Annotated in this window: 22 protein-coding genes; 14 read left to right on the top strand and 8 right to left on the bottom strand. The window is 56.0% G+C overall.

Translation table 11 applies throughout. The features are described from left to right. Positions 1-60 precede the first annotated feature (60 nt). The 12 genes from fabF to rarD all read left to right on the top strand — a co-directional run bounded on the left by fabF (position 61) and on the right by rarD (position 12,137). Complete coding sequence (gene fabF / locus AB7E06_RS14205; RefSeq protein ID WP_094197308.1) at positions 61-1,293, top strand: beta-ketoacyl-ACP synthase II; 1,233 nt, start codon at positions 61-63, stop codon at positions 1,291-1,293. A gap of 462 nt (positions 1,294-1,755) precedes the next feature. Then, positions 1,756-2,358, top strand: coding sequence for an RNA polymerase sigma factor RpoE (rpoE, locus tag AB7E06_RS14200; RefSeq protein ID WP_009456579.1), 603 nt, complete (start codon positions 1,756-1,758; stop codon positions 2,356-2,358). 9 nt (positions 2,359-2,367) lie between these two features. Next, positions 2,368-2,862, top strand: a complete 495-nt coding sequence (locus AB7E06_RS14195; RefSeq protein WP_230017700.1) for a sigma-E factor negative regulatory protein — start codon at positions 2,368-2,370, stop codon at positions 2,860-2,862. Further along, the gene (locus tag AB7E06_RS14190; RefSeq protein ID WP_238988666.1) at positions 2,859-3,884 is read left to right on the top strand and encodes a MucB/RseB C-terminal domain-containing protein; all 1,026 of its coding nucleotides are present in this window, start codon (positions 2,859-2,861) and stop codon (positions 3,882-3,884) included. The genes AB7E06_RS14195 and AB7E06_RS14190 overlap by 4 nt, the downstream gene beginning before the upstream one ends. Before the next feature lie 24 nt (positions 3,885-3,908). Continuing rightward, positions 3,909-5,414 carry a DegQ family serine endoprotease gene (locus tag AB7E06_RS14185; protein WP_094197304.1) on the top strand — a complete coding sequence of 502 codons (1,506 nt, stop codon included), beginning with the start codon at positions 3,909-3,911 and terminating at the stop codon, positions 5,412-5,414. A 243-nt stretch (positions 5,415-5,657) separates the two neighbouring features. Then, positions 5,658-7,451: a translation elongation factor 4 gene (gene lepA, locus AB7E06_RS14180; RefSeq protein WP_094197303.1), complete on the top strand. Its 1,794-nt coding sequence runs from the start codon at positions 5,658-5,660 to the stop codon at positions 7,449-7,451. 64 nt (positions 7,452-7,515) lie between these two features. Beyond that, the gene (gene lepB / locus AB7E06_RS14175; RefSeq protein ID WP_094197302.1) at positions 7,516-8,400 is read left to right on the top strand and encodes a signal peptidase I; all 885 of its coding nucleotides are present in this window, start codon (positions 7,516-7,518) and stop codon (positions 8,398-8,400) included. Continuing rightward, positions 8,400-9,158, top strand: a complete 759-nt coding sequence (rnc, locus tag AB7E06_RS14170) for a ribonuclease III (protein ID WP_094197301.1) — start codon at positions 8,400-8,402, stop codon at positions 9,156-9,158. The genes lepB and rnc overlap by 1 nt, the downstream gene beginning before the upstream one ends. Then, positions 9,155-10,045, top strand: coding sequence for a GTPase Era (gene era, locus AB7E06_RS14165; protein WP_094197300.1), 891 nt, complete (start codon positions 9,155-9,157; stop codon positions 10,043-10,045). Before rnc ends, era begins: the two co-directional genes overlap by 4 nt. Continuing rightward, positions 10,038-10,628, top strand: coding sequence for a DNA repair protein RecO (gene recO / locus AB7E06_RS14160; protein WP_094197299.1), 591 nt, complete (start codon positions 10,038-10,040; stop codon positions 10,626-10,628). Before era ends, recO begins: the two co-directional genes overlap by 8 nt. 1 nt (position 10,629) lies before the next feature. Next, a complete protein-coding gene (locus AB7E06_RS14155) occupies positions 10,630-11,235 on the top strand; it encodes a PIN domain-containing protein (RefSeq protein WP_427957372.1) in 606 nt (201 codons plus the stop codon). Next, positions 11,232-12,137: an EamA family transporter RarD gene (rarD, locus tag AB7E06_RS14150; protein ID WP_094197297.1), complete on the top strand. Its 906-nt coding sequence runs from the start codon at positions 11,232-11,234 to the stop codon at positions 12,135-12,137. The genes AB7E06_RS14155 and rarD overlap by 4 nt, the downstream gene beginning before the upstream one ends. 237 nt (positions 12,138-12,374) lie before the next feature. Here the strand turns inward: rarD and epsC are convergent, their stop codons facing one another. The 4 genes from epsC to AB7E06_RS14130 form a co-directional block, all read right to left on the bottom strand. Next, positions 12,375-13,304, bottom strand: a complete 930-nt coding sequence (epsC, locus tag AB7E06_RS14145) for a serine O-acetyltransferase EpsC (RefSeq protein WP_108727747.1) — start codon at positions 13,302-13,304, stop codon at positions 12,375-12,377. Between the two features lie 254 nt (positions 13,305-13,558). After that, positions 13,559-14,269 (bottom strand): Bax inhibitor-1/YccA family protein, encoded by a 711-nt coding sequence (locus tag AB7E06_RS14140; RefSeq protein WP_094197295.1) that lies wholly within the window; start codon positions 14,267-14,269, stop codon positions 13,559-13,561. A gap of 81 nt (positions 14,270-14,350) precedes the next feature. Then, positions 14,351-14,773 carry a DNA polymerase III subunit chi gene (locus tag AB7E06_RS14135; RefSeq protein WP_094197294.1) on the bottom strand — a complete coding sequence of 141 codons (423 nt, stop codon included), beginning with the start codon at positions 14,771-14,773 and terminating at the stop codon, positions 14,351-14,353. A 2-nt stretch (positions 14,774-14,775) separates the two neighbouring features. Continuing rightward, positions 14,776-16,269, bottom strand: a complete 1,494-nt coding sequence (locus AB7E06_RS14130; RefSeq protein ID WP_108727746.1) for a leucyl aminopeptidase — start codon at positions 16,267-16,269, stop codon at positions 14,776-14,778. Between the two features lie 56 nt (positions 16,270-16,325). On the opposite strand from AB7E06_RS14130, the gene lptF reads away from it, so the two are divergent. Together lptF and AB7E06_RS14120 are read left to right on the top strand one after the other, a co-directional pair. Further along, complete coding sequence (gene lptF, locus AB7E06_RS14125; RefSeq protein ID WP_094197292.1) at positions 16,326-17,432, top strand: LPS export ABC transporter permease LptF; 1,107 nt, start codon at positions 16,326-16,328, stop codon at positions 17,430-17,432. 59 nt (positions 17,433-17,491) lie between these two features. Next, positions 17,492-18,124, top strand: a complete 633-nt coding sequence (locus tag AB7E06_RS14120) for a TetR/AcrR family transcriptional regulator (RefSeq protein WP_264671812.1) — start codon at positions 17,492-17,494, stop codon at positions 18,122-18,124. A gap of 3 nt (positions 18,125-18,127) precedes the next feature. Here the strand turns inward: AB7E06_RS14120 and AB7E06_RS14115 are convergent, their stop codons facing one another. The 4 genes from AB7E06_RS14115 to AB7E06_RS14100 are packed head-to-tail and all read right to left on the bottom strand — an operon-like array spanning position 18,128 to position 22,453. Continuing rightward, positions 18,128-19,441 carry an LLM class flavin-dependent oxidoreductase gene (locus AB7E06_RS14115; protein WP_427957367.1) on the bottom strand — a complete coding sequence of 438 codons (1,314 nt, stop codon included), beginning with the start codon at positions 19,439-19,441 and terminating at the stop codon, positions 18,128-18,130. Continuing rightward, the gene (locus AB7E06_RS14110; protein ID WP_427957365.1) at positions 19,438-20,244 is read right to left on the bottom strand and encodes an ABC transporter ATP-binding protein; all 807 of its coding nucleotides are present in this window, start codon (positions 20,242-20,244) and stop codon (positions 19,438-19,440) included. The genes AB7E06_RS14115 and AB7E06_RS14110 overlap by 4 nt, the downstream gene beginning before the upstream one ends. Next, a complete protein-coding gene (locus AB7E06_RS14105) occupies positions 20,244-21,305 on the bottom strand; it encodes a FecCD family ABC transporter permease (RefSeq protein ID WP_427957363.1) in 1,062 nt (353 codons plus the stop codon). Before AB7E06_RS14105 ends, AB7E06_RS14110 begins: the two co-directional genes overlap by 1 nt. After that, complete coding sequence (locus AB7E06_RS14100; RefSeq protein ID WP_427957361.1) at positions 21,302-22,453, bottom strand: ABC transporter substrate-binding protein; 1,152 nt, start codon at positions 22,451-22,453, stop codon at positions 21,302-21,304. Before AB7E06_RS14100 ends, AB7E06_RS14105 begins: the two co-directional genes overlap by 4 nt. Positions 22,454-22,456 lie beyond the last annotated feature (3 nt).

Raw genomic sequence — 22,456 nt, 5'->3', positions numbered from 1 at the left:
TTAGCTTGCAAGACGCAGTTATTCCCTTTAAACCGCTTTTTTTGTGTTTAGGAGTCATCCGTGAAACGACGTGTCGTGATTACCGGGCTGGGTATTGTTTCCCCGGTCGGCAACGATATTCCTACCGCGTGGGATAACATCGTCAATGGGCGTTCGGGCATCGGGCGTATTACCCGTTTCGATCCTTCGGCCCTAACAGCCCAGATAGCGGGTGAGGTCAAAGGTTTTGAATTAGCACCCTACATTTCAGTCAAAGAAGCCAAGCAGATGGATACCTTTATCCATTACGGCGTGGTAGCAGGTATGCAAGCCTGGAAGGATTGCGGCTTGGACATCAACAGCATCAATGCTGAGCGTGTTGGCGTTATTGTAGGTTCGGGGATTGGTGGTTTGCCCCGTATTGAAGAAACCCAAAAAGAATATCTGGAACGGGGGCCACGTCGGATTTCCCCGTTCTTTGTGCCTGGTTCTCTGGTCAACCTGGTGTCCGGCCAGTTGTCCATCGGTCTGGGCCTGAAAGGTCCTAGCTACGCGGTTGTGTCGGCATGTACAACCGGTCTGCACTCCATTGGTGATGCTGCTCGTCTGATCGAGTATGGCGACGCTGATGTGATGATTGCGGGTGGTGCCGAATCCACTGTGTCCCCGCTGGGCATTGGCGGTTTTGCGGCCATGCGTGCACTGTCCACCCGTAACGACGACCCGGAAACGGCATCGCGTCCCTGGGATATGGACCGCGACGGCTTTGTGCTGGGCGAGGGTGCTGGTGTGCTGGTGCTGGAAGAGTACGAACACGCCAAGAAACGTGGCGCCCGCATTTACGGCGAGTTCGCCGGCTACGGCATGAGCTCGGATGCTCACCACATCACCTCGCCAGACCGTGACGGTCCGCGTCGTGGCGTGATGAATGCCTTGCGCAATGGTGGTATCAACGCCGACGAGGTTCAGTACGTCAACGCACACGGTACTTCCACGCCGCTGGGCGACGTGAACGAGTCCGAAGCATTGAAACTGGCCTTTGGCGATCACGCTTACAAGCTGGTGGTCAATTCCACCAAGTCCATGACGGGTCACCTGCTGGGTGCTGCCGGTGGTATTGAAGCGGTGTTCACCACCTTGGCGGTGTATAACCAGATCTCGCCTCCAACGATCAATATTTTCAATCAGGATCCTGCTTGTGACCTGGATTACTGCGCTAACCAGGCGCGTGATATGAAGATTGACGTGGCCTTGTCCAACTCTTTTGGGTTTGGCGGCACTAACGGTTCGATGGTGGTTCGTCGTCTTCGCTAAGTTAGACCGTCCCACTCTTGACGCCCAGTCCTTGTCGATCGGAGCTCCGGCCCCGGTGCGCCGACTGGGCGTTGTTGTTTATGTATTGCTTGCGTCAGGCTTGGCCTGGGCGATGTACAGCTGGCAATGGCCCTGGGCTGTTTGTCTGTTCGCAGGTGCTTTGTGGGCTAATTTTTTGTATGCTCGCAGTCGTCGGGTGTGGGGTGGGCGCGCTACACTAGCGCATCGGGCAGGGCTATACTTCTTGCAGTACGAGGGCACAGCAAAGGCGTCCGTGCAAATAGAGCAGATCTGGCGGTGTGCTTGGTTCATGACTTTGCGCTTACGTTTTGATTGCGCCGGTAGGGCCTGCCGTACGATTACTGTATGGCGCCGTACTCAGCCGTCGCAGGCCTGGTGGGCCTTGTGTCTATGTGCTAACCGGCTGTCCCATCAGGTCCGTGCTCAGAATAAGGATTCTTAATGAGTGAACGCGATACCGATGCCGAACTAGTTGCACGTGTTCAGCGTGGGGATAAGCGAGCCTTTGACCTGCTGGTACTGAAGTACCAGCGCAAAATCATGCGTCTGCTCAGCCGTATGGTACGTGACCCGTCTGAAGTTGAAGACGTGGCTCAGGAAACCTTCATCAAAGCGTACCGAGCTCTACCTCAGTTTCGGGGTGAGAGTGCTTTTTACACTTGGCTGTACCGTATTGCGATCAACACGGCCCGTAATTGGCAGGCCTCGGCCGCACGACGTCCCAACACTTTGCAGAACGTCGAAACCGAAGAAGGTGAAACTTTTGACCGAATCGACAACCTAAGCGATATAAGCACGCCAGAATCCATGATGGTCAGCCGCCAGATTGCTGAAACAGTGAATACAGCAATTCAGGCGCTGCCCGAAGAGTTGCGGACAGCTATCGTGCTACGTGAAATAGAAGGTATGAGCTACGAAGATATTGCTCAGACCATGGACTGCCCTATAGGAACTGTACGCTCACGCATCTTTCGAGCCCGCGACGCCATTGCTGCGCAGTTGCGTCCCATACTGGATGGTGAAGATAGTGAACGACGGTGGTAAGGATTGATGATGCAAGCCCTGAAATCCCATTCCGATGAAGATCAACTGAATGCCTGGGAGGCCGCCGTGTCTTCCTGGGTGGATGGTGAGGCTGAAATACGGCCCGAGGAACTGGACTCCCCTTATGGGCGTCAAGTCTGGGATACCTATCATTTGATTGGTGACGTCATGCGTACCGACGCACTGGCTATCCGTACTTCGGACCGTTTTTACGCACGTCTGTCCAAAGCGATCGACGAAGAGCCTACTGTGCTTGCTCCAAGCGCCATGAAACGTCCTTTGGTGCAGCGCTACGGTGTCAGCGGCTTGGCTGTGGTGGCAGCGGTGGCGGCAGCCTTGTGGGTGGGATTACCTTACATGGGCGTGACTTCAGTGCCTGGCACTTTGGTGGCCAGCGCCCAGGACGATCAGCTCTGGAATGATTACGCGGATTTGCATCGCGATTTTGTTGGTACCGGCCCAGTACGCCATGTGTCCTTTGAAAGTGGAGCCCTGGGTCAATGAGGTCTGTACGTATGCCATCGCAGATGGGTTTGGCGCGTCTCTATAAGGGTTTGCTTGCCTTTTCGCTGGTGGTGTTGTGTGCACCGGTGCTGGCTCAGGGGGCTGACGGGCTGGAGCCTCTGGATCTGCCTTGGCTGCAGAAAGTTCACAAAGCGGCGCGCGATCTGGACTACTCCGGGGTCATTATTTACACGCAGGATCAGGCCAGCCAGTCCATGAAGTTGGTTCACATTATTGATGGTACTGGCGAGCGCGAGCGTCTGGAAATTCTGGATGGTGAACCGCGTGAGTTTCTGCGTCAGAACGAAGTGACCCAATGCCTGATTCCCGAAAAGAAAATGGTGGTGATCGAGCGGCGTGAAAACGAGCGCTTTCCCAGTTTTCTGGTCGGTGATGTCAGTCAATTGCCAAAATTCTACGATATGCGCCGTTTGCCTTCGCGCGAGCGCGTGGCGGGCCGTCCTTGCGATCTGATCGAGTTGGTCCCCAAGGATGATCAGCGTTATGGCTACCGTGTGTGTGCCGATACCGATCACCATTTGCTGTTGAAAATGCAGACTTTGGACCCACAACAAGCGGTAGTGGATCAGATCGCTTTTGCCTCGGTCGCTTTTGGAGAGCAGGTGGATTTGCAGCAATTGCGCACCAACTGGAACCCCAGCAAGTGGGACGTGGTTGAGCCCGAAGTGCAGAAAATTGATATAAGCGAATTGGGGTGGCATTTGGCTATGCCGGCCGGTTTTACCTTGCGCTCCGAAATGCTTCGGCCCATGCGGGCTGGTCGTCAGGTAACCCATCTGATGATGTCTGACGGTCTGGCCGCTATTTCCGTGTTTCTGGAAAAGGTAGGGACTCCCGAAGCAGAAGAAAATAGCTTGGGTGCCTTTCACCGTGGCTCCATGAATATGTACCGCAGTCGCATCAACGATTATGTTTTAACTAGTACGGGGGCTGTCCCTGTACAGACTCTGCGCGCTTTGCTTGAAGGCACACAGTTCACCCCACCATCCCGGACACATTGACTATCGTCCACCAGGAGTATTTGAATGGAAAAATCGAGTCATAAAATGCGTATTCCTGTTCTCTCGGCCTTGACGGCTGCCGTGGTACTGGCAACGGGTGCGCCTATGGTCTACGCGCAGGCCCAGCCTGTCACGACAAGCGAGCAGGTCCAAAGCACGACATTGGGCCTGCCTGATTTTACGGGAGTTGTTGCCAAGACCGAAGATGGGGTGGTCAATATTCGCACCACAGAGGCGGTGCGGGTACGCTCACCTGCCATGGGCCCCGGTTCGGACCCTTACGACATGTTCCGCTGGTTTTTTGGGCCTGATTTCATGCCGCCAGGCATGGCTCCCCAACGGCCCCATGGGGGCAATAATGGGCAGCAGCCCCAGGAGCGCACTGTGCCGCGTGGCGTGGGCTCGGGCTTTATCATCTCGGCCGATGGCTACATCCTGACTAATAATCATGTGGTGGCGGACTCCAACGGCATTTTCGTCACGCTGAGCAATGGTAAGGAATATCCAGCCAAGATCATCGGTACGGACGAACGCACCGATGTGGCTTTGATCAAGATCGAAGCCAAAGACCTCAAGCCTATGGTGATTGGGGACTCCAAGCAGCTCAAGAAAGGGCAGTGGGTTCTGGCGATTGGTTCGCCGTTCGGTCTGGAGTCCACGGTGACCTCCGGGATTGTCAGCGCCATCAACCGCGAAACGGGCGATTACCTGCCTTTCATTCAGACTGACGTGGCTGTAAACCCCGGTAACTCCGGCGGCCCCTTGATCAACTTGAATGGTGAAGTGGTGGGCGTGAACTCCCAGATCATTTCGCGCAGTGGTGGTTTTATGGGTATTTCCCTGGCCATTCCCATCGATGAAGCCATGAATGTGGTTGAGCAGCTCAAATCTGACGGCAAGGTGACTCGTGGTCGTATCGGCGTGCAGATCACCCCGGTGGCCGATGATGTGGCAACAGCACTGGGCCTGAAAGACAGCAAGGGTGCCTTGGTCAGCAGCGTGGAAGAGGGTGGTCCTGCTGCCAGAGCCGGTATTCAGTCCGGTGACGTGATCTTGAAGTTCAATGGTCGCACCATTGATCAAATGACGGATCTGCCCCGTATTGTGGGTGGTACCAAACCAGGTCAAAGCTCCACGTTGGAAATATGGCGTAAGGGCAAGGTGCAGACAGTCAAGATCGATGTCGAGGAAATGCCTTCCAGCAGCCCGGTTGTCGCCGGCAAGGATCAGAAAGACGCGCCAACCGCCAGCAGTACGGATGCCTTTGGTCTGAAAGTGACTGCTGTCTCTGATGCTGATTTGAAGCGTTTAGGTGTCGAGAGTGCTGTTCAGGTCGTGGATGCGACCGCTCCTGCCAGCGAGGCCGGTTTGCAGCCCGGTGATCTTATTTTGCGCGTCAACGATAAAGACGTAGGGACACCGGATCAATACGCTAAAATGGTTGCATCTTTGGATAAATCCAAACCTGCGGCCTTGCTGGTTTTGCGTGCAGGCCAGTCGCAATGGGTTTTGATTACGCCATCGAAATAAAAATTCTGTAAAACGGCTAAAATGGTAGCCATTGATGAACTCCGGCCAGGGGCCGGAGTTTTTTCGCCACTATTTGCGGGGGCATTTTGCCCCGAATAGATCATGGTTCCACGTGCGCCCGTCTGACAGGACGGGTCTTGCGTTTTCGGCGCGTGGACTGAAAAGGGGCGTCATGGGCGCCCCTTTCTTGTGCCGTTTCTCTGGCATTGCGCCTCAACATTTTCTTTGTTTATTAACGGGTTTATGGACCACATCCGCAATTTCTCTATTATTGCCCACATCGATCATGGCAAATCGACTTTGGCTGACCGCCTGATCCAACGCTGTGGTGGCCTGGCCGACCGCGAGATGTCGACCCAGGTTCTGGATTCGATGGACATCGAGAAAGAGCGTGGCATTACGATTAAGGCCCAGACCGCCGCTTTGCACTACAAGGCTCAGGATGGCAAGGTATACAACCTGAACTTGATCGACACTCCCGGCCACGTTGACTTCTCCTACGAGGTCAGCCGTTCTTTGTCGGCCTGTGAAGGTGCCTTGCTGGTCGTGGATGCTTCCCAAGGCGTGGAAGCGCAGACGGTGGCTAACTGCTACACCGCGTTGGACCAGGGCGTCGAAGTGATTCCCGTGCTCAATAAAATGGATTTGCCTTCGGCTGATCCGGATTCGGCACGCCAGGAAGTGGAAGACGTTATCGGTATTGATGCCAGCGATGCGATTGCGGCCAGTGCAAAAACGGGTCAGGGGATCGACGAAATCCTTGAGACCATCGTCGCCCGTGTGCCTGCACCTGTGGGCGATCCGGCAGCGCCCTTGCAGGCCTTGATCATTGACTCCTGGTTTGACAACTACGTGGGCGTGGTCATGTTGGTGCGCATCGTTAACGGTATGCTCAAGCCCAAGGAAAAAATCCTGTTGATGGCCACCCGCGCCACGCACCTGGTCGAGCACATCGGTGTGTTCACTCCTAAATCGGAGAACCGTCCTCATCTGTCTGCTGGCGAGGTGGGTTTCATCATTGCCGGTATTAAAGAGCTGGAACACGCCAAGGTGGGCGATACCATCACCCTGGCTGGCAAACCTGCGGACAAGGCGCTGCCTGGCTTTAAAGAAGTGAAACCTCAGGTGTTTGCCGGCTTGTACCCGGTGGAAAGCAGTGAGTACGACCAGCTGCGCGATTCCCTGGAAAAGCTCAAGCTGAACGATTCCTCCCTGATGTTCGAGCCCGAAGTGTCTCAGGCGCTGGGTTTTGGTTTCCGTTGCGGCTTTCTGGGCCTGCTTCACATGGAAATCGTCCAGGAGCGTCTGGAACGTGAATTTGATATGGACATCATCACTACCGCGCCGTCGGTGGTGTACGAGGTCGAGCGCCGTGATGGCGAAGTCCTGATGATTGAGAGCCCCTCCCGCATGCCGGAGGTGTCCCATATTGAAGACGTGCGCGAGCCTATTGTTGTGGTTTCGCTGCTAATGCCACAGGAATACGTGGGCCCGGTCATGACCCTGTGTACAGCCAAGCGGGGTTTGCAGTTAAATATGACCTATCATGGCCGTCAGGTGAATCTGGTCTATGAAATGCCCCTGGCTGAGATCGTGCTGGACTTCTTTGACCGACTCAAGTCCGTATCGCGTGGCTACGCTTCCATGGACTACGAGTTCAAGGAATACCGTTCGGCCGATGTGGTCAAGGTGGATATCCTGATCAACGGCGACCGTGTCGATGCCTTGTCCATGATTGTGCACCGTAGCAATGCCCGTTACCGTGGACGCGAAGTGGTCGCCAAGATGCGCTCCTTGATCCCGCGCCAGATGTTTGATATTGCTATTCAGGCCGCCATTGGTGCCGAAGTTATTTCTCGCGAGAACGTCAAGGCATTGCGTAAAAACGTGCTGGCCAAGTGTTACGGCGGTGACATCTCTCGCAAGAAGAAACTGCTTGAGAAGCAAAAAGCGGGTAAGAAGCGGATGAAGCAAGTTGGGAACGTCGAAATTCCGCAGGAAGCCTTTTTGGCAATTTTGCAGGTCGAAGATAAGTAATGCTGTAGTCGGCACCCCAAGCCGACTACAGCCAGGACTGCCTTAATTTCTTTAAAGGAAACCGATGAGCTGGGATTTCGCTCTGATTTTGTTTGTACTGCTAATACTGACCGGCGTAATCTGGTGTTTGGATCGATTCTTCCTGCGTTCCCGCCGTCTGGCGCGTGCGCGGGCCGCGATGCAAGCAATACCGGAAACGGCAGCTCAAGACCCTGAGCATTTGCAGCAACTGCGCCAGGATGCGTATGACCAGGCCAACCGTATGCCCTGGTGGATTGAATATGGCGTCAGCTTTTTCCCAGTCATTTTGTTTGTATTCGTCTTGCGCTCGTTCATTATCGAGCCATTTCGCATTCCGTCGGGCTCGATGTTGCCGACGCTGAAAAATGGCGACCTGATTTTGGTGAACAAATACGAGTACGGTATTCGTCTGCCTGTTAGTGGCACCAAGGTTGTTCCTTTGGGGCATCCCGAGCGTGGCGATGTGATTGTGTTTCGTTACCCCGTGGATACGTCCGTGGACTACATCAAGCGCGTGGTCGGCGTGCCCGGTGACCGTGTGGAGTATCGCGACAAGGTGTTGTCCGTAAACGGTCAGGTCATTACCCAAGTGCGCAGTGGTGATTACTACGAACCGGATCGCTCCGCTTACATTGGGCGTTATCTGGAAGAGCTGGGCAAGGTGCAGCACAACATCTTGCTGAACAAAACTGCGCCTCAGGGTTTGATGCCCATCGTGGCCTTCCCCCATCGTGATTCTTGTGAATATTTTTCCAATGGCATTTCGTGTGTGGTGCCTGATGGCAACTACTTTGTCATGGGAGACAATCGCGACAATAGTCTGGACAGTCGTTATTGGGGCTTTGTGCCCGATGAGAATATTGTGGGACGCGCCTTCTTTATCTGGATGAATTTCCGCGAACTTAGCCGTATAGGTCGCTTCCATTAATGAAACGTCTTGCTTTGCTTGAAGCCGCTATCGGCTACTCCTTTAAAGACATCGGCCTGCTGGAGCAGGCCTTGACCCATCGTAGCCACAGCGCTCGTCATAACGAGCGGCTGGAGTTTCTGGGCGATTCGGTTCTGAACTTCACGGTTGCGGCCTTGTTGTTTGACCGCTTTCAGCGCATTGATGAGGGCGATTTGTCGCGCCTGCGAGCGAATCTGGTCAAACAGGCTGCGCTGGCTGAAATTGCAACCCGTCTGGGTTTGTCGGATTATTTGCGTCTGGGAGAAGGGGAGCTGAAAAGCGGTGGTTTCCGCCGTCCTTCCATTTTGGCGGATGCGCTGGAAGCGATTTTTGGCGCTGTTTTTCTAGACGCGGGTTTCACACAGGCCCAAACCGTCATCACTCAGCTGTATGAACCCATGCTGGTTGATGTGGACCCCAAAACCTTGGGGAAAGATCCCAAAACCTTGCTGCAGGAGCTGCTGCAAGGTCGCAAGCTGGATTTGCCGCTGTATACCGTGGTGGCCACGCATGGCGCAGCCCACGATCAGCTTTTCGATATTGAATGCACGATCGCCAAGCTCAACATCCATGTCCGTGCCAGTGGCAGCAGCCGTCGTGCGGCTGAACAAGCCGCCGCAACGCAGGCCATTGCTATTTTACAAGCTGAATTTCCAGCCAAGACGACGCGCGCCAGTCGCCATCGTCGCCCCTCACAATTGACACTGCCTGTGGCAGTGTCGCAGGAAGCAGAATGACACAGACCCCTTTTCGCTGCGGCTTCGTGGCTATTGTCGGACGACCGAACGTCGGCAAGTCCACGCTGGCCAATGCTTTGATCGGCAGCAAGATTTCGATTGTGTCGCGCAAGGCGCAGACTACGCGCCACCGCATCAACAGCGTGTTGACGCGTGACCACGATCAAATGGTATTTGTGGACACCCCCGGCTTTCAGACCAAGCACGGCGGGGCCATGAACCGCATGATGAATCGTGTTGTTACCCAGGCGCTGGCCGATGTGGACGTGGTGGTGCACGTGGTCGAGGCTGGCAAGTGGTCCGCTTCGGATGCCGAGCTGCTGCCCATGCTGCCTAAAGGCGGCAAGACCATTCTGGTCATCAACAAGGTTGATGCGCTCAAGAGCAAGAATGACTTGCTGCCCTATATCGCCCGCCTGTCGCAGGAATTCGAATACGGTGCCGTGATTCCGGTCAGCGCGGCCAAGCGCCTGCAACTGGACCCCTTGCTGGACGAGATCGCCTCCCGTTTGCCTGAAGGCGAGGCCATGTTCGACGCGGATACCATTACCGACCGCTCGGTGCGCTTCATTACCTCGGAGCTGCTGCGCGAGAAGATCTTCCGTCTGGTAGGTGATGAACTGCCTTACGGTTGTACCGTGGTCATCGAGCAGTGGGACGAAAACGAGCAGGGTGCCCGTATTTCCGCCTGCGTGGTGGTGGAACGCGAAAGCCATCGTCCGATTCTGTTGGGTGCTGGCGGCATGCACATGAAGCGCATTGCGACTGAGGCTCGCCAAGATATTGCCAAGCTGATCGACAAGCCTGTGTTCCTGGATGTGTACATCAAGGTGCGCAAGGGCTGGTCTGATCGTGAAGCGGTCCTGCGCGACCTGGGGTATGAGTAATCCCCGTCATCGCTATCAGGACGAAGCGGGCTACATACTGCACACCAGTGCCTGGCGTGAAACGTCTCTGATCTGTCATGCCTTTACGCGTAACCACGGGCTGGTGCCGATGGTCGCTAAAGGCGCCAAAAGGCCGCATTCTATTTTGCGGCCTGCTTTGTCTGTGTTTCAGCCTTTATTGTTGGCCTGGTCGGGCAAGAATGAAGTCAAGACACTGACGCGGGCGGATTGCGCCGGGATTCGCCCTTTGAAAGGCCGCGCCCTGATGTCGGCCTGGTACATGAATGAATTATTGATTCGTTTGTTGCCGCGTGAGGACCCGCACCCCGTTTTGTTCGATGCTTACGAAGAAGCCCTGGTGCATTTGGCACAGATTCCTCGTCCGCCTGTGGCGGGGGCCTTGCGGCGTTTTGAGTGGGTGCTGCTGACCGAAACAGGTTATGGCTTTGATGAGGCCACACCTGATTTCAACGATCCAGTCGGTGAGCCGGAGTTGCGCATACGCTTGCGTGAACGCTTGAACAGTCTGCTGGGCCGCCCCTTGCATACCCGATCCGTTCTTATGCAGTTGCAACGCTATTGATATGGCCGTCTCCCTTCCTTCCGTGCTGGTTCTGGATACCTGCGTCCTGATCTCCAACGTTCTGCGTCGCTTGCTCCTGGCCCTGGCCGATGAGCAACTGTTCAAACCTGTCTGGAGTCCCGTCATTGGTGATGAGTGGCGTCGTAATGCGGGCCGCCTGTGGAAAGTTATGCCCCTCTCCATCGAGGAGCAGTGGGAAGAGCTGCAACAGCGTTACCCTGAAGCCGATTTAGGCGACAGTAGCGAGTTCAAGAAGAATTTGCGCTATTCCGATGTCAAGGACTGGCATGTGATCGCCACTGCCCGTCTGGCGCAGCAGCGTTATCCTGATCAGCCAGTCGGTATCCTGACCCGGAATCTGAAAGACTTTAATCGCTCCGAGCTGCGACGCCTGGGGATCAGCCTGTGGGAGCCGGATCAGTTGTTAGCTTTGTATATGGCCGCGCATCCGGACTTGATGCAGCGTTTGCTGGATGGTTTGCCCGCTTTGATGCTGACGCCCGAAGCGCAGGCACTGGATACGCATACTTTGTTAAAGCGTGATCGTTTGTTCGGTGTGGGACAGGCTTATTTGCGGCGTCAGAAAATGGACGAGGCACACTCATGAAGCAAGGTGTTTTGCTGTCGGTTCTAGCCTCAGCATTGTTCGCTTGCTTGTACTATTACGCCACCGTGCTGCATCCGCTCAGTGGTGAGCAGATTTTTGCCTGGCGTATTGTGCTGGGCCTGCCTGCGTTGGCGTTGGTGATTACCCGTGCACGGCGCTGGCGGGAAGTGCGTTGGGTTCTACGGCATTGGCCCGGTAATTGGCGCTATTTTGCGCTGCTCTTGCTGGCGGCTGTATTGGTCGGGGTACAGCTTTGGATTTTTGTCTGGGCACCTTTGCACCAGATGGCGCTGGACGTGTCCTTGGGCTACTTCCTGCTGCCGTTGGTGATGGTGCTGGTAGGACGGGTGATCTACAAAGATAGATTGAGTACTATCCAGTGGATTGCAGTTGTGCTGGCGGGCTTAGGCGTGCTGCATGAGCTGTTCCGCGTAGGGAGTGTGTCCTGGGCGACAGCAGTGGTGGTCCTGGGCTATCCGCCTTATTTCATGTTGCGCCGTTACCTGCGCCTGGGTTCGCTGGCTTCGCTGTGGTTTGACCTCAGCTTCTTGTTCTTGCCCGCCTGCTGGTTGCTTTTTGTCCAAGACACGCAGATGTGGGGCCTGTTTGGCAATGAGCCGCGCTTGCTGTGGCAGGTCCCGGTCCTGGGTCTGATCAGCTCGGTTGCGCTGGTCAGCTATCTGTCTGCCAGCCGTCAGCTGCCTTTGGCTTTGTTTGGCATCCTGGGCTATGTGGAGCCGGTGCTCTTGTTCTGGGTGGCGTATTTGCTGCTGGACGAACCCATGAGCGTGAATCAGTGGTGGACTTATATTCCGATCTGGATTGCCATCGCCTTGATGGCTTTGGAAGGGCTTATCAAGATGTGGCGGCCCGGACCGCCTGTACCGCCTCTCAAGGCGTGAATCCTGTCTGCTTAGTACCCAAGGTTGTCTGCGCCGAACAAGACGTTTTGAGGGCTTCTCTTGAGTGTGGCGGACTCTTAAAAAAACGACTCCTGTCATAACCCCCGAAAAACTCGGATTGCTATCCGGTTTTCAAAGGGGAGCATATCGGGAGTCGTTTTTTTGACTATGAAAATCTTCTTGGAGAGATCGTCCGGGAGGCACCGGAGCTTGTCCTGCGTGGCCCAAATATGCCGCTTAGCGCAGTGTCTCGGGACAGTCAGGTTGATTGCGCAACAGATTTGCCTGGGTGACCGAACAACCCGCCGGTACGTCTTCCGTAATCCAGACATTCCCGCCAATCGTGGAGCCTGCTCCCAGTGTGACGCGACCCAGTATCGTGGCGCCAGCGTAAATGACGACATCGTCTTCCACAATCGGGTGACGGGCCTGGCCCTTGAGCAGCAAACCTTTCTCGTCCTTGCTAAAGCGTTTGGCACCCAGGGTGACGGCTTGATAAATCCGAACCCGTTTGCCGATAATGGCCGTCTCGCCAATGACAACACCAGTGCCGTGGTCGATGAAGCAGGAGTGATCAATTTGTGCGCCGGGGTGAATATCAATACCGGTCTGGCTATGGGCCAGTTCGGCAATAATGCGGGCGGTCAGCGGTAGACCCAAATTGGTCAGGGTATGGGCGATGCGGTGGTGAATCATGGCCAGCAGGCCGGGATAGCACAAAAGCACTTCATCGACGTTGCGGGCAGCCGGGTCGCCTTGATAGGCAGCGACTACATCCAGGTCCAGGGTGCGGCGCAAGTCTGGCAGTTTGTCAGCAAAGGCCTGAATGGCTTTGTGAGCCTGTTCCTCAATGGTCTGACGGTCATGTTGGTCGCCGCGCAGCAGAGCAGCGCGTTGTAGCTCGATCCGAGCTTGTTGCAGCAGGGTGTTGAGAGCTTGGCCCAAGTGGTGGCCGACAAAGTGGTCTTCATACTCACGGCGCAGTTCCGGGCTACCCAGACGCATTGGGAACAAAATGCCTTTGAGCTGCTCGGTGACTTGAATCAATGCCTGGACGGATGGAAATTCCTGGCCTTCAAGCTCGTTCAAGCGTTGATGCGCCTGTCGCCATTCTTCGCGGGCCCCGCGCAGATTGTCGACGATGTGTTGAGTTTCAAAGACTGCCACCAGTGTTCTCCAGAGGGGAAATTTTTTACAAGGTTTACTATACCCGCGCGTCTGATCCAGGACACGAAAAACAGGGCGCTTCATCAGGGTGATTCGTCGGAACGTTAATCAGGTCTGAGGGTATCACTTCACGCTTAGGGCAAGATCACGCAGATGAGGGGGATACGTGGGTTTTCAAGCTAAGGCGTTTGAATCAGCCAGCAATAAAAAAGCCCCCTTCGGAAAGGGGGCTTGGGGGAGGCGGGTTCGCGATCTTATTCGCGGTTACCGCCCAGTATGCCCAAGAGCATCAGCAAGTTGCTGAAAATATTGTAGACGTCCAGGTAGATTGCCAGGGTGGCCGATACGTAATTGGTTTCGCCACCGTTGATGACGCGCTGCAGATCAACCAGCAAGAAAGCCGAGAAGATACCGATAGCCATCACGGAGATGGTCAGCATCAGCGCAGGCAGTTGCAGGAAGATATTGGCCAGAGCCGCAACCAGCAAAATGACGGCACCGACAAACAGGAACTTCTGCATACCGGAGAAATCACGTTTGGTGGTGCTGGCAATGGTTGCCATGGTGCCAAAGACTGCGGCGGTACCGCCAAAGGCTAGCATGATCAGTTGTGCGCCATTACCCATGCCCAGGACAAAGCCCAGCAGACGCGACAGCATGATGCCCATGAAGAAGGTGAAGGCCATCAGCAGGACAACACCCATTGAGTTGTTCTTGTTCTTTTCGACCAAGAACATCAGGCCAAAGGCACCGACCAGGAAAACAATAGCGCTCAGGCCTGGGCTGGCGCCCATTACCCGGTTAATACCCGACGACAGACCCAGCAAGGCTCCCAACACGGTGGGAATCATGGACAAGGCCAGCAGCCAGTAGGTGTTGCGCAGGACGCGATTGCGAGCAATCAGCGACTGGGTGCCCAGGGTGCCGTTATGCTCAGGCAAGCTTGATTGACGAAATTCGCTCATGATGAGTCCTTAGAATACAGAGAGATCAGTGGTCAAGGATAACTGACAATTACCTGAATAATCAAGAATCTTCTTTATTATTCAAGCCCTCAGTTTGTGGGCATGTACCTGGCATCCCTGTGTCTGGTATACACGCCAGCGTTCGCGGGCCTGGGTACGGTCAGCTTCCCGTTCGGACACGATTTCCAAAATACGCGCAAATTGTTCAAAACCGGGCGGGCATTGGGCATCCAGATTCAAGAGCCAGCTTTGTTCATCAGTGGGCACGGGGGCGGCGCTGGTCAACAAAACCGGGGTGGTGGCTGCCAAAGGGTCTTCTACACCCACATGTGGCACAAAGGCCGTGGATTCAAACCCCCAGAGCAGCCGATCGAAGCGAGCAAGTTGGCGGGCATCGGACAGATACACCACCACCTGACGGCCCGCTTCGTAATGCTTGCGTACGACCTCGCAGGCCGTACGCAAGCGATCTGGTGCGCCGAAAGCAAAATCGACGCGACTCATGCTTAGCGACACTGATTAAGCAAGTACTGAACCAGCAAAGGTACGGGACGGCCGGTGGCGCCCTTGTCCTTGCCACTGCGCCAGGCGGTGCCAGCGATGTCCAGGTGAGCCCAGCGGTACGCTTTGGTGAAGCGGGACAGGAAGCAGGCGGCGGTGACCGAACCGGCGGGTGGGCCACCGATATTGGCCATGTCGGCGAAGTTCGAGCGCAGTTGCTCCTGGTAGGCATCGTCCATGGGCATGCGCCATGCCGTGTCGCCCGTTTGCTTGCCCGCTTGCATCAGCTCGTCGGCCAGGTCGTCGTCGGTGGAGAACAGGCCCGTGTTGACGTGGCCCAGCGCGACGACGCACGCGCCGGTCAGAGTAGCCATGTCGATGACGGCGGCGGGTTTGAATCGTTCGACGTAGGTCAGGGCATCGCACAGGACCAGACGGCCTTCGGCGTCCGTGTTCAGGATTTCGATGGTCTGGCCTGACATGCTGGTCACGACGTCGCCTGGTTTGTTGGCGCGGCCGCTAGGCATGTTCTCGCACGAAGCCACCACGGCAATCACTTCGCGGTCGATGTTCAGCTCGGCAATGGCACGCATGGTGCCCAGAACGCTGGCAGCACCGCCCATGTCGTACTTCATCTCGTCCATATTGCCGGCTGGCTTGATGGAGATACCGCCCGAGTCGAATGTCAGACCCTTACCCACCAGAACGATAGGGCCGTCTTCGTGTTTGGTCTTGGTGTTGGGGGTGTGGCGCAACACGATGAATGCAGGGGGTTCATCCGAGCCTTTGGCAACGGATAGGAACGAGCCCATTTTCAAGGCTTCAATCTGCTTGCGCTCCAGCACTTCGGCTTTCAGCGTCTTGAACTCCTTGGCCAACTGTTTGGCCGTTTTGCCCAGATAAGTGGGGGTGCAGATATTGCCGGGCAGGTCAGCCAGCAGTCGGGTCAGGTTCACACCGTTACCAATAGCCTGACCTTGTTCCAGACCGGCCTTGGCTTCGCTGGCTTGGGTACGGGCCGTCCACAGCAGGAACTGGCTTAGCTGGGGGGCGGGTTCCGGTTTGCTCAGTGTTGCCGTGTAGCGGTAGCTGGCGCGGCATACTGCGACGGCTGCATCCTGGGCACGGCTGCGCAAGGTGGTGCCTTTGCAATCGATGCTGGCCAGGGCCGAAACGGCTTCTTTCAGGTCTGCTTTCAGGCAGTAAGAAGCCAGGCAGGCCTGGGCTTGCGTATGAGTTGCTGCTTTGTATTCCTCTTGAGCGCCTAAGCCGACTAAAATAACGCGTTCGGCTTTAACGCCAGGCAGATTGCGCAGCACCAGGTGGGTATTGGGCTTGCCTTTAAACTCGGCTTTGACAGCAGCGCTCACCGCTCCGTTGCTGGCGCGGTCGATAAGTTCCGCTGCAGGGCTTAGAATGCCCTCGGCAAAGACGCCAACGCCTAGTGCGGCCGTCTTAATTTGGTGCAAAGAAGCGGATGTCTGTGTGCTAAATTCCATTCAACTATCCTCAGTGTGTCGCAAATCGTACCTGCGATTATCTCGCAAATTCTCATATGTCTCTATTTAAACGCTCTGCGGTATCCGAAATCTTAAGTCACAGTGGCGTTGTACTGTCCACTTTGCTGATTGTGTGGCTTAGTGTACTTCTGGTGCGTTTGTTAGGCGAAGCGGCCAATGGCACGATTGGCCCTGACGTGGTGCTGGGTCTGGCCGCCTTTTCCAGTATTACCGCCTTGCCGATTATTCTGGCTGTTTCCCTGTTCATTGCCGTGCTCACGACGGTGACACGCAGTTTCAGAGAGTCCGAAATGGTGGTCTGGTTCGCCAGTGGCCTGTCCTTGAAAAACTGGATCACCCCCGTTTTGCAATGCGCGGTGCCGGTTGCGATTCTGATTGCCGTACTGACCTTGCAGGCTTCGCCCTGGGCTTATCGTCAGATTGCCGAATACCGTCAGCGTTTTGAGCAGCGTTCGGACCTGAGCAAAGTCACTGCCGGGCAGTTTATTGAGTCCGATGACGGCGCCCGTGTGTTTTACGCGGATTCCCCGGAAAAAGAAGGAGACGAGCTGGGCAATGTGATTGCCCGTGTGATCGACCCGCAGTGGCTCAGCATTGTGACAGCGCAAAGCGCCCGGATGGAAGAGCAGCCCAATGGCGATCGTTTTCTGGTCTTGAGCGAAGGCCATCGCTATGACTTGAAGCCCGGTCAGGCCGAGTTCCGCATGGTGGACTTTGAAAGCTATGGCATGCGTCTGGAAAGCCGTGACGCGGGCAACACTGCAGAAACCATCCGTGCCCGTGCCGAGCAGCAGATCAAGGCTCGCCAAACCACGTTGTTATTCAGTGATGACAATCCCGAGTCACGCTCGCAGATCATGTGGCGTTTGGCCTTGCCGTTGGCGGCATTGAATTTAGCTTTGCTGGCAATTCCCTTGGGGGCGGTGAACCCGCGTATGGGTCGGTCGGGCAATATTCTGGTGGCGGGTCTGGTCGGACTGTTGTATATGAACCTGATCAACCTGTCGCGTGGCTGGATACGCAATGAGCAGTTGGGCTTTGAGATTGGTCTGTGGTTGGTCCATGCAATCTTCTTGCTGATCATGGTCTTTATGATGTGGCGTAAATTGCGCATCAAGGCTCCTAAACCGCCAGCCAGTTAAACTACTCAGAAACAAAAGGGGCGAGCAGCCCCTTTTTTACGTCGTTGAGAATCCAAACCATGACCTTGAAGACTGCCGATACGAAGCCCCCCCGCACCAAACCGGCGCAGGTGCGTCTTGACGAGTTGATGAATGCGGCCCAGACACTGTTTCTTGAGCAGGGTTTTGAGGCCACCACCATCAATGACATCGTGGCGCGGGCCCAGGTTGGCAAAGGCACTTTCTACCACTACTTTGCATCCAAGAATGAAATGCTGGATGCCTTGGCCAAACGCTATACCGACTACTTTCTGGAGCGTCTGGAACAAGCAGTAGACGCTTGCCCGGCGGATGATTGGGCCCAGAAGCTGCGTGCCTGGATTTGTACCAGCATCACAGTCTATGTGGAGACCTATAAGGTTCACGACGTGGTCTATATCAACCATCACCATCATGACCGCAGTAACCAGGCCAAAAACGCGATTCTGGATCAGCTGCTGGCCATTATTGAAAGTGGTATGGACGCAGGCCTGTGGGCACCTGCAAACCCCAGAATTGTGGGTTTGCTGATCTATTCGGGCGTTCATGGGGCTACGGATGAGATCATTGCGGCGCAAGCCACGGATAGCTTGCCCTTTGCACGGGCGGTGGCCGATGCCTGTATGCGCCTGTTGCCTAGCCCCGGCTGCTCAGACTCAGGGCTGACCCTATAAGGCTTAGCGGCGCGAGTAACCTGGAGCCGGTTTTAGCAAACCCAGGTTTTCTCGAAAGTTGCGGCCTGCATAGCGAGTTCGTAGTAAAGCCCGTCTTTGAAGCTCCGGCACGACCTGCTCGGCAAACTCGCAGACGCCCCCAGGCAGATGGGAAAACATGATGTTGAAGCCATCTGCCGCCGATTGCTCCAGCCAATGTTGCATCTGGTCAACCACCATGCTGGCGGTCCCCACCATCTCTAAACCTTGATAGCCACAAATCCGCCTGGCCAGTTCCAGAATGCTCATATTTTCGGTTTTTGTCAGTTGCACCACACGCTCACGGCCGCTTTTACTGGCATTGCTGTCCGGTATTTCTGGCAGAGGGCCGTTACGGTCATAGCCGGAAATATCGTGTCCCAGAGCAATGGACAAGGTAGCCAGACAACTGGCTTGGTCAACCAGCTCATCTAATTGGCGTCGTTTGGCCTGGGCCTGCTCCAGGCTGTCTCCCAAGACTACAAAAACAGCCGGGATGATTTTCAAAGCCTGTTCCCGGCCAGCCGCCTGGGCACGGGCTTGCATATCGGCATAAAACGCCTGGGCCGAAGGTAGGTCTGTTTGATAGGTAAAGATCACTTCGGCGGTTTCGGCAGCAATCTGGCGTCCTGCCTCTGATGCTCCTGCTTGCACGATGACGGGACGGGTTTGGACAGGTCTTTCGACGTTCAAGGGGCCACGCACCGAGAAATGTTCGCCCTGATGATTCAGAACCTGCATCTTGGAGGGCTGGAAATACTGGCCGGTCTGGGTGTCCCGACAAAAGGCATCTTCTTCCCAGCTTTCCCACAAGCCATCCATGACCGTGCAGAACTCACGGGCGCGATGATAGCGGGCGCTGTGCTCCATATGCTCTTCCAGGTCAAAGTTGGCGGCCTCATTGGGATTGCTGGAGGTCACCAGGTTCCATCCTGCGCGGCCTGCGCTGATGCGGTCCAACGAGGCCAGACGGCGGGCCAGCATGTAGGGCTCGTTGTAGGTCGTGCTGGCCGTGGCGATCAGGCCCAGATGCTCGGTAACGGCGGCCAGGGCCGGCAGCAGGGTTAACGGGTCCAGCGTCACCGTGCTGTGTCCCCGCATCAGTGCTTCCATGGGGGCGGCCCGGATGGCCAGTGTATCGGGCAGGAACAGGCCATCAAAGCAGGCCCGCTCCAGGGTTTGGGCGAACCATTTCATTTGTTCAAAATCGGTCTGGAACCCCGGATGCGCTCCAGGATACCGCCAGGCGCCTGAATGAATGCTGGGCATGGCTAAAAGAATCAAGGGGGGAGTGATCATGAAGCTACCTGTGTTTGAAAGCGCAGTTGTTTACGTACAGATTGATCCACCAGCAAGAAGGGATGGCCTTGCGAGCACATCTCCACGCGGGCCTGTACGCCATAGACTTTTTCCAGCAGCTCCGGGGTCAGGACGTCTAAAGGAGGTCCGATGGCCTCAACCTGACCCTGATGCAGGACCACTACCCAGTCGCTAAAGCGCAGGGCGTGGTTCAAGTCATGGATGGCCATGACAATGCACATGGCTTGTTCTTGAGCGACACGGCGCAGTAAGTCAAAAACTTCATACTGGTTTTGCAGATCCAGCGCGCTGCTTGGTTCATCCAGCAAAAGCAAGCGGGGTTGGCGAATCAGGGCTTGTGCGATTGACACCAGTTGGCGTTGTCCGCCGCTCAGCGCAGCCAGCTCACGGTCTGCCAAAGCCTGAATTTGCAGGGTTTTCAGCATCTGGCTGACCTTATCCAGCTCTTGATCCTCTACGCCCCAGCCGCCGCCTTGCTTGCTGGCCAACAGGATGGCCTCAAAGACACGCAGGGACGAGTTCATGGATATGTCTTGTGGAACATGAGCCGGGCGATGGGGGTGAAAAGGGGGCCAGGATTCCAGCGGCTGACCCAGCACTTCTACCTGCCCCGTTCCACCCAGCTCTCCGGCAAGGCACTTGAGCAGTGTCGATTTTCCGGCGGCATTGGAGCCCAGCAGGGCGGTGAGGGAGCCTGCCTTCAATGGACCAAAGCTGAGCTTGTGCAGAATCTGGCGCGAGGCAAAGGATACGGACAGATTGGTGACGTTGAGCAGGTCCATTAGACTTTCCTTGTACGCAGAATCAAGATGAAGAATAAAGGCACCCCAACCAATGAGGTCACAATGCCAATGGGCAGGGCTTGTCCTTGCACCAGTGTCTTGCTCAATACCGAGGCAGCCGACAGCATGCAGGCACCGCAAAGTGCAGAGGCGGGCAGCAGAAAGCGTTGATCTTCACCCACGAGCAGACGGGCAATATGAGGGCCGACCAAACCCACAAAACCTATCGTGCCCACAAAGGAGACGCAGACAGAGGCCAGCAGGCTTGCGAGCAAAATACCTTTTAGGCGCAAGCGAGCCACCGGAACTCCCAGGCTGCTGGCGCGGGCCTCGCCCAGCCGCAGAGCCGTCAAGGCCCAGGCGTGGCGGGCAAAGATCAGGGAGACCGTCAGCAATATGCCGCTCATGATGGCCAGTTTTAGCCAATTGCTGCGCGACAAACTGCCCATGGTCCAGAACACCACGGCAGACAGGGCCTGATCGGGGGCCACGTATTGCAAAGCTTCCAGCAAGGCGGTGAAAGTAAAGACCAGCGTGGTGCCCAGCAGCACAATCATTTCGGTGGTGATACCCCGTTTTTGGCTTAGCCGGTAAATGAACAAGGCCGCCAGCATGGAGACCAGAAAGGCATTGACGGGAATGGCAAATGAGACGGCGGATGCTGGCAAGATACTGACACCCAGAATCAAGCCTAGTGCCGCCCCAAAGCTGGCTGCTGCAGACAGGCCCAGGGTAAACGGACTGGCCAAGGGGTTGCCCAGTACGGTCTGCATTTGTACACCTGCTACGGACAGGCTGGCGCCAACGACTAAAGCCGTCAACGCGACTGGCAGGCGTATATCCCACAGAATCACCTGGACGGAGAGGGGCGCTTGGCTATCCCATAAGGCCGTCAGCACTTGGGTTGGGCTGTAATGCGCTTGCCCCAAGGACAAGTCGGCTAGAAAACAGAGCAGGGTCAGAACGCTGATAGTCAGTAGCAACAGCCGCCGGCGATGAATCAGGCGGGTGTAAAACTGCCGACCTGACGGGGCTGACCCCGAAACAAGGAGGGGATTCATGGGGAAACTCCGCTCAGGCTAAGCCAATAACCTGGCTGATAAGAAACGGGAAGAAAGCGCTGATGCAGCTCGTCAAACGTAGCGTCCGGGTCCAGTGTGCGGAACCGTTCGGGATGCAGCCACTTGGCGATACGTTGTAGGGCAATAAAGTAGTAGGGGTTGTCGTAGAAGGGGTGCCAGATGGCGTGAACCCGGCCTTTCTGTACGGCTGACAGGGAGCGGTAGGCGGGGCGCTTCATCAAGCGTCGCAGGCGTGCCTGGCCTTGCTCGGGATCGGCCCCTGGCCCCAGATTGACCCAATCTCCGGTTGGCGAATACAAAGCCCAGTTTGCGCCAGTGACCAACACGATATCCGGGTCGGACTCAATGACTTGTTCGGGATGTAGCGTGCCAAACGTGCCATGCAGAAAGCGGGTGCCCAGATTGTCGCCCCCGGCTGCGGCAACCAGCTCGCCAAAGTTGCCATCGCCATAGCTCAGGCAGCAGTCATCATATAGTCCGGCGGCGCGTTCAATCATGACCGTGGGCCGGTGCTGAAGGGACTGCAGGGCCGTGCTGACCCGATCAATCTGCGTTTGTCGAAAGTCCAGAAAGCTCTGTGCCTGTGCCTGGCGTCCCAGTAGCTCGCCCAGAATCAGGATGCTGCGGGCGGTGTTGCCAAACATGCGTGTGCGAAAGTCCACAAACACCACGGGCACACCGGCCTGGGTCAGGCGCGTCATCAAACCCGAGGATTCGGCGGCAGGCTTGGAGCTCAGGTTCATGATGAGAACATCGGGCTCTAATGAAATGGCCAATTCGGTGCCGATAGAGTCCACTGTTCGGCTGGAGAAGGTGGGAATGCGGTCTATGCTCGGAAAGCGGTCCAAATACGCTTGATAGCCATCTAGATCCGCCGCCCGAAAGTTATCTCCCCAGCCCACAATGCCACCAAAGGGATCTTCGGGTTTGAGCAGGGCCATCACATAGGCCAAGGGCCCATCGCCCAGCAAAAGCCGTTTGATGGGTTGGCCAAGCGTGACGCGGCGTCCCGCAATATCTTCAATGACGTTGGCAGTGCCAGCCCGCAGACTTGGGCTGGCGAGCAAGGCCCCACCCGCCAGGAGGCGAGTCAGGACATCGCGTCGGGTATAGCGTTGTGCAGACAAAGG

Origin of the sequence: Alcaligenes sp. (assembly GCF_050255915.1) — a bacterium.
Lineage (GTDB): Bacteria > Pseudomonadota > Gammaproteobacteria > Burkholderiales > Burkholderiaceae_B > Alcaligenes > Alcaligenes aquatilis.
The sequence above is the reverse complement of the archived record's forward strand: the minus strand, read 5'-3'. Positions and strand labels throughout refer to the sequence as shown.

What these genes read in the sequence shown, in the direction of transcription:
- rpoE (WP_009456579.1), top strand. Translation starts at nt 1,756, where the DNA reads ATGAGTGAACGCGATACCGATGCCGAACTAGTTGCACGTGTTCAGCGT.
- AB7E06_RS14195 (WP_230017700.1), top strand. Translation starts at nt 2,368, where the DNA reads ATGCAAGCCCTGAAATCCCATTCCGATGAAGATCAACTGAATGCCTGG.
- AB7E06_RS14190 (WP_238988666.1), top strand. Translation starts at nt 2,859, where the DNA reads ATGAGGTCTGTACGTATGCCATCGCAGATGGGTTTGGCGCGTCTCTAT.
- AB7E06_RS14185 (WP_094197304.1), top strand. Translation starts at nt 3,909, where the DNA reads ATGGAAAAATCGAGTCATAAAATGCGTATTCCTGTTCTCTCGGCCTTG.
- lepA (WP_094197303.1), top strand. Translation starts at nt 5,658, where the DNA reads ATGGACCACATCCGCAATTTCTCTATTATTGCCCACATCGATCATGGC.
- lepB (WP_094197302.1), top strand. Translation starts at nt 7,516, where the DNA reads ATGAGCTGGGATTTCGCTCTGATTTTGTTTGTACTGCTAATACTGACC.
- rnc (WP_094197301.1), top strand. Translation starts at nt 8,400, where the DNA reads ATGAAACGTCTTGCTTTGCTTGAAGCCGCTATCGGCTACTCCTTTAAA.
- era (WP_094197300.1), top strand. Translation starts at nt 9,155, where the DNA reads ATGACACAGACCCCTTTTCGCTGCGGCTTCGTGGCTATTGTCGGACGA.
- recO (WP_094197299.1), top strand. Translation starts at nt 10,038, where the DNA reads ATGAGTAATCCCCGTCATCGCTATCAGGACGAAGCGGGCTACATACTG.
- AB7E06_RS14155 (WP_427957372.1), top strand. Translation starts at nt 10,630, where the DNA reads ATGGCCGTCTCCCTTCCTTCCGTGCTGGTTCTGGATACCTGCGTCCTG.
- rarD (WP_094197297.1), top strand. Translation starts at nt 11,232, where the DNA reads ATGAAGCAAGGTGTTTTGCTGTCGGTTCTAGCCTCAGCATTGTTCGCT.
- AB7E06_RS14140 (WP_094197295.1), bottom strand. Translation starts at nt 14,269, where the DNA reads ATGAGCGAATTTCGTCAATCAAGCTTGCCTGAGCATAACGGCACCCTG.
- AB7E06_RS14135 (WP_094197294.1), bottom strand. Translation starts at nt 14,773, where the DNA reads ATGAGTCGCGTCGATTTTGCTTTCGGCGCACCAGATCGCTTGCGTACG.
- AB7E06_RS14130 (WP_108727746.1), bottom strand. Translation starts at nt 16,269, where the DNA reads ATGGAATTTAGCACACAGACATCCGCTTCTTTGCACCAAATTAAGACG.
- lptF (WP_094197292.1), top strand. Translation starts at nt 16,326, where the DNA reads ATGTCTCTATTTAAACGCTCTGCGGTATCCGAAATCTTAAGTCACAGT.
- AB7E06_RS14120 (WP_264671812.1), top strand. Translation starts at nt 17,492, where the DNA reads ATGACCTTGAAGACTGCCGATACGAAGCCCCCCCGCACCAAACCGGCG.
- AB7E06_RS14115 (WP_427957367.1), bottom strand. Translation starts at nt 19,441, where the DNA reads ATGATCACTCCCCCCTTGATTCTTTTAGCCATGCCCAGCATTCATTCA.
- AB7E06_RS14110 (WP_427957365.1), bottom strand. Translation starts at nt 20,244, where the DNA reads ATGGACCTGCTCAACGTCACCAATCTGTCCGTATCCTTTGCCTCGCGC.
- AB7E06_RS14105 (WP_427957363.1), bottom strand. Translation starts at nt 21,305, where the DNA reads ATGAATCCCCTCCTTGTTTCGGGGTCAGCCCCGTCAGGTCGGCAGTTT.